This is a genomic window from Nostoc sp. 'Peltigera membranacea cyanobiont' 213 (genome assembly GCF_002245975.1).
In the GTDB taxonomy this organism is placed as follows: Bacteria; Cyanobacteriota; Cyanobacteriia; order Cyanobacteriales; family Nostocaceae; genus Nostoc.
The window spans coordinates 1-4832 of record NZ_NOLI01000261.1; the positions used below are offsets into that span (position 1 = coordinate 1).

General features: G+C 42.9%; 6 protein-coding genes. 5 read left to right on the forward strand and 1 reads right to left on the reverse strand.

The window, feature by feature from the left end; genetic code table 11:
• The first annotated feature begins 145 nt into the window (after positions 1-145).
• The 5 genes from CDG77_RS33405 to CDG77_RS33425 all read left to right on the forward strand — a co-directional run bounded on the left by CDG77_RS33405 (position 146) and on the right by CDG77_RS33425 (position 3640).
• Complete coding sequence (locus CDG77_RS33405; protein WP_094333454.1) at positions 146-637, forward strand: hypothetical protein; 492 nt, start codon at positions 146-148, stop codon at positions 635-637.
• Positions 638-781: 144 nt separating this feature from the next.
• Entirely contained in the window at positions 782-988 is a 207-nt protein-coding gene (locus CDG77_RS33410; RefSeq protein ID WP_094333455.1) for a hypothetical protein, read from the forward strand.
• A gap of 222 nt (positions 989-1210) precedes the next feature.
• Entirely contained in the window at positions 1211-2449 is a 1239-nt protein-coding gene (locus tag CDG77_RS33415) for a GNAT family N-acetyltransferase (protein ID WP_181154325.1), read from the forward strand.
• Positions 2449-2925 carry a Holliday junction resolvase RuvX gene (gene ruvX / locus CDG77_RS33420; protein ID WP_094333457.1) on the forward strand — a complete coding sequence of 159 codons (477 nt, stop codon included), beginning with the start codon at positions 2449-2451 and terminating at the stop codon, positions 2923-2925. The genes CDG77_RS33415 and ruvX overlap by 1 nt, the downstream gene beginning before the upstream one ends.
• A gap of 142 nt (positions 2926-3067) precedes the next feature.
• On the forward strand, positions 3068-3640 hold the full coding sequence (locus tag CDG77_RS33425) for a DUF3727 domain-containing protein (protein WP_094333458.1): 573 nt from the start codon (positions 3068-3070) through the stop codon (positions 3638-3640).
• 244 nt (positions 3641-3884) lie between these two features.
• Here the strand turns inward: CDG77_RS33425 and CDG77_RS33430 are convergent, their stop codons facing one another.
• Positions 3885-4685: an RMD1 family protein gene (locus tag CDG77_RS33430; protein ID WP_094333459.1), complete on the reverse strand. Its 801-nt coding sequence runs from the start codon at positions 4683-4685 to the stop codon at positions 3885-3887.
• Between the last annotated feature and the right edge of the window lie 147 nt (positions 4686-4832).

Sequence of the window (4832 nt, forward strand, 5' to 3'; positions counted from 1 at the left end):
AAAAAACCAAGGTGAAAGAAGAAAGGAGGGAAGCAGGGAGAAGGGAGAAGGGGGAAGGGGAAGCAGGGGGAGACAAGGGAAGAATAATAAAATACCAATGCCCAATGCCCAATGCCCAATAACAAAATGGTGTGAGGAGTCAGTTATGAAGTATATTCCATATTTGGTTTCAGTTTTGGGGGCTAGCTTGGTTTTTAGTCTGGCGACTACGAAACCAGCACAAGCTCAAGTAGCTTATGGTAGTTATATAGGTATAGGCCCCAGTGTTGGTTTTACTGATGGTATCCAGTTCGGGGGAGTAATAGCTGGGCGCTACAAGCTTTTGGAAGCACCGCTTTCACTGCGTGCCCAAGTATTAATTGGGAATAATACAGCAGTTGTGCCAACGGTTTCTTACGATATTCCCCTTAACTGGCAAGCCGATGCCTACCTTGGTGCTGGGTTAGTCTTGGCTGGTGGTGGTGGATCTTCTCCTGTAGGCGACAAAATCAGTTTTGCTTTACAACCGGGCATCGATTATATGATCCCAAATAGCAATACTGTCCTTTTTGGTAATGCCATCATCGCTTTTGATGCCTATCGTGATAGTGGTGGTACAGCTATCTCTGTACAAGGTGGTGTTGGTTTTAGATTTTAATGGGCAAATAAAAACCCTGCTGCGATCGCTATCCCTAAGAAGCGTTAAACTTCATTGCAAATTAAGAAGTTAGTCCAAACAACATGATAATTTTTTGTCATGAAGAGAAATAGCACAGGATTAACACAGGAGAACACAGTGGCAATGGAATCAAATTTATTAACAGATGCGGGCGCAGATGAAGTGAATCAAGATTTCAGTGAATATGTCGCCAATCTGCAACTTCACATGACTCTGCAAGCTCGCAATCTTGTTCCATCCCTGAAGCAAACACTGGTAGATAGTCGTCAGCAATTACTCCATCAAAGCCAAGCCAACTTTGAAAAGCTAGTTTCTCGACAAGGGCTGTAAATATATACAAATTTTAATCAAAATTCCAATAAAATAAAGGCAGATGTTGTTGGGTTAACGTCAATGGTGTTCTCACAAGGTCTGCTTTTTCTGCTTTTTTAAGTATCAAATTACTCAAATCACACTTTTGACGCACTAGTAAATGGCAGAAAGCAGTTAATATTATTGCAGCAGTTCCTTTGAAGAGCAGTTAGTTAAGGCTAAATAGCGGCTCGAATAAAAATGACTTCATTACTTCCCAGAAACCTCAGCGTTGTTATCCGACCAGTCCAATACCGGGATCTGGACGGGATTGAGCGCATAACTCAAGAGTCATTCGCAGCCCTTACTCCCCAAGGAGCGAGTTTTGCCATCAGCCAGATGCTCATGCTGCGACGCTGGTATGGATTACTCAAGTTTTTGAGTTGGTTCCCTAACCCGCTTCAGTATCGCCTCTGTGCTTATGTTGCAGAGCAAGGGCGGATGCTTCTAGGGATGATTCAAGTATCACCCTTTAACCGAACACGCAGCACTTGGCGCATCGATCGAGTGCTGTTAGAGCGTGGTGTCGATAAACAAGGAATTGGCTCGCAACTTTTGCGTCATTGCTTTGAATCGATTTTGGAAGCTCGGACTTGGCTACTGGAAGTTAACATCAACGATATTGAGGCACTGGCACTATATCGACAAAATGGATTCCAGCGTCTGGCAGAAATGACGTATTGGGAAATTGGGCCAGAATTACTGGCTGAATTGGCACAAGCAGAGCCAGATTTACCCAACCTGTTGCCAGTGAGTAATGCTGATGCCCAGTTGCTATATCAACTAGATACGGCATCTATGCCACCTCTGGTACGTCAGGTTTTTGACAGAAATACCCGCGACTTTAAAACCAGTTTGTTTGGCGCTTTAACTGATGCTGTCAAGCAATGGCTAACTAAAACAGAAATAGTCAGTGGTTATGTATTTGAACCACAACGCAAAGCTGCGATCGGCTATTTTCAGGTGCAACTTGACCGAAAGGGCGAAGTTCCCCATACTGCAACGTTGACGGTTCATCCTGCTTACACTTGGCTGTATCCAGAATTGTTATCTCAACTAGCTCGGATTGCTCAAGATTTTCCCCAGCAAGGGTTACAATTAGCTTCCTCTGACTATCAGGCAGAGCGAGAAGAGTATTTAGAGCGAATTGGGGCAAAACGGATAGAACATACATTAGTGATGTCTCGTTCTGTGTGGCACAAGCTACGGGAGTCTAAATTCGTCTCCCTAGAAGGTATTCAGTGGACTGATATGCTGCAAGGTTTACAACCAGCACGGAAACCTATACCAGGTGGAATGTCATGGATACAACCAGGAAAGCTGCCATCCTCAGATAAACCACTGCCAATCAAGTCAGAACCGATTAACTTTCCAGTAAAAAACCCTAGTATAGAAGCATCGCCGATTACGGAATCAGTCGATGCAGAGCAGGAGAATTAGTGATATCCCAAGAGCAACCAAAACTGTTTATTTCAGCCTTGGGACTAGATTTTGGTCGCAAGCGGATTGGTGTGGCTGGGTGCGATCGCACGGGTTTAATTGCTACTGGGATAACCACAATTGAGCGCACATCTTTTGAGCAGGATGTCGAGCAAATCCGGCAAATAGTTAATGAACGCGAGGTGCAAATCCTAGTTATGGGCTTACCTTATTCAATGGATGGCTCAATAGGATTTCAGGCGCGTCAAGTTCAGAAATTTACTACAAGACTTACTAAAGCGCTGAAACTGCCTGTGGAATATGTGGATGAGCGATTAACTTCATTTCAAGCAGAGCAACTGCTGATAGCTGAGAACCGCTCCCCGTCACGCCATAAAGGTTTGATTGACCGTAAAGCAGCCGCTCTAATCCTACAACAATGGCTGGATGTTAGGCGTGCTAGTTCCCGTAGTTCAGTTGCGGCTATTGAATATTGATACCTTTTAACATGATATTCTGAAAACGATTAGCCAGCAGTTGTATCTACGTGTCAAGCTATCTCATTGACAGAATATGTCATTAATATAGTTAAGCGATTTCCAAACTTGCTGATATTTATTAAATTTTTACCTTTCGGCTATGTTTTCCCCTCCATTTCCTGAAGAAAATGATAACGCTCATACCAGTTCCATCACTTTAACCGATGACAAAGGGCGATCGCTCGAATGTTATGTAGAGCATTCCCTTGAGGTAGATGGGCAAGAATACGTTTTACTTCTTCCTGTAGACTCACCTGTAGAGATTTTTTCTTGGGAAGGTGATGATGAGGAAGAAGAAGCAGTTTTGGTAGAAGACGACAACATCATTGAGCAAATTTTTGCCACTGCCCAAGCTGTACTATCTGAGCAGAATCTGGTATTGAAGAACACAGCTTATGCTTTGACGGTTGCAGGTGATTTACCACCAGTCGAAGAATCAGAACTCTTCACCTTAGAAATTGAAGACGAAGAAGCAGATTTAGATCCAGAGCAATTACAGTTACTTGCTAGCTTCTATGATGAAGATCAGGAGTATGCAATTTATACACCCCTCGATCCCCTGTTATTTTTTGCACGGATATCAAAAACAGGTGAACCGGAATTACTCTCTCCAGAAGAGTTTCGCCAAGTGCAACCTCTGTTAGAGGAACATCTTTTTAATGAAGTAGAATAAAATTCAAAATTCAAAATGAAAATATTACATTTTGAATTTTGAATTTTCATGTTAATCAAAAACTACTTAAACCTTTTACCATATCCCGTTAAATGTGGAAGCAATGAAACATTGATACAAAATTGGGATAGTTTTTGTTGTTTAAGATTCTAAAAAAAGCATAGATTTTGCAGTGTTGGCTGCGATTATCCGACTCAAGGCTACTGCTCAAAAGCAGTAATTGTTACGATCTCCAAATTGAGCATTAGCCTTTGAAAATGATGTCGTACAGTGACAGCAGAATCTCCACCACAATCAGAATCACCACATACCACTCTACTCGCTGGCTACTGCTATGTTGCATGAACTCTAGCACTGTTTGGGCTGTTTGGGTAATTAGCTCTAGTTTGCGTTCCAAAGCATTGTGACGCTCACGGATTTCGTATTCATCTTCCAACCGGAGATATAAGTTTTCTAACTGTGGGGCTTCCCAGAGCAACTCCGGCTTATCAATAATCTCTACTCGACCTACAATCTTATGCTGAACTAACAGCGCAGTCCCAAGTTGACGCAGTAATTCCCGACTCTGCTTTCTTCCTCTGTTTTCGCGCTGGAGACTAGCTGCAAATGGTTTAATTTGACCGAATACACTCGCTAGGCTAGTTTCATAATGAGACAGCACAACACTTTTAGCAAGGATATCAGCCACTATCTGCAACCGTTCTACACTAAATTCATGCAGCAAAATTTTTCCTTCCCTAACTCTTTCACTCTCGGCAATGTTGAGATGAACTTCCACTTCTTCTGTTTCTGGGTCAGCAAAAGAGTCACTAACTTGAGAGGATAGTTTGGTCAAGAAGGCTGCCTTTTCTACAGGCTCAAGATTAAACAAGACAACTGCACCATAGTCCAGCAGCACCACACAGCCGTGTTCACCGACTGTAACCATTAGTGGCATAGTCGCCAAACAAACGTAATTCTCCAACGTCTGTAAGTGAATATCCTCACCAAGGAATAGGGCCTGCGCTCTAAATTTATCTCTGTCATTAAAAAGGAGTTTTTGCATTGTCGTTCTATTTGCTTTTCTCTCTGCCGATATTTGGGGGTAGTAGGGCGTTTATAGCGGTTCTCAGTTGAGTGAAGTACAAGAACCCCACCCCCAACCCCCTCCCCGCAAGCGAGGAGGGGGCTATGATGTAAGTCATGTGATTAA

What these genes read in the sequence shown, in the direction of transcription:
- CDG77_RS33405 (WP_094333454.1), top strand. Translation starts at nt 146, where the DNA reads ATGAAGTATATTCCATATTTGGTTTCAGTTTTGGGGGCTAGCTTGGTT.
- CDG77_RS33410 (WP_094333455.1), top strand. Translation starts at nt 782, where the DNA reads ATGGAATCAAATTTATTAACAGATGCGGGCGCAGATGAAGTGAATCAA.
- CDG77_RS33415 (WP_181154325.1), top strand. Translation starts at nt 1,211, where the DNA reads ATGACTTCATTACTTCCCAGAAACCTCAGCGTTGTTATCCGACCAGTC.
- CDG77_RS33425 (WP_094333458.1), top strand. Translation starts at nt 3,068, where the DNA reads ATGTTTTCCCCTCCATTTCCTGAAGAAAATGATAACGCTCATACCAGT.
- CDG77_RS33430 (WP_094333459.1), bottom strand. Translation starts at nt 4,685, where the DNA reads ATGCAAAAACTCCTTTTTAATGACAGAGATAAATTTAGAGCGCAGGCC.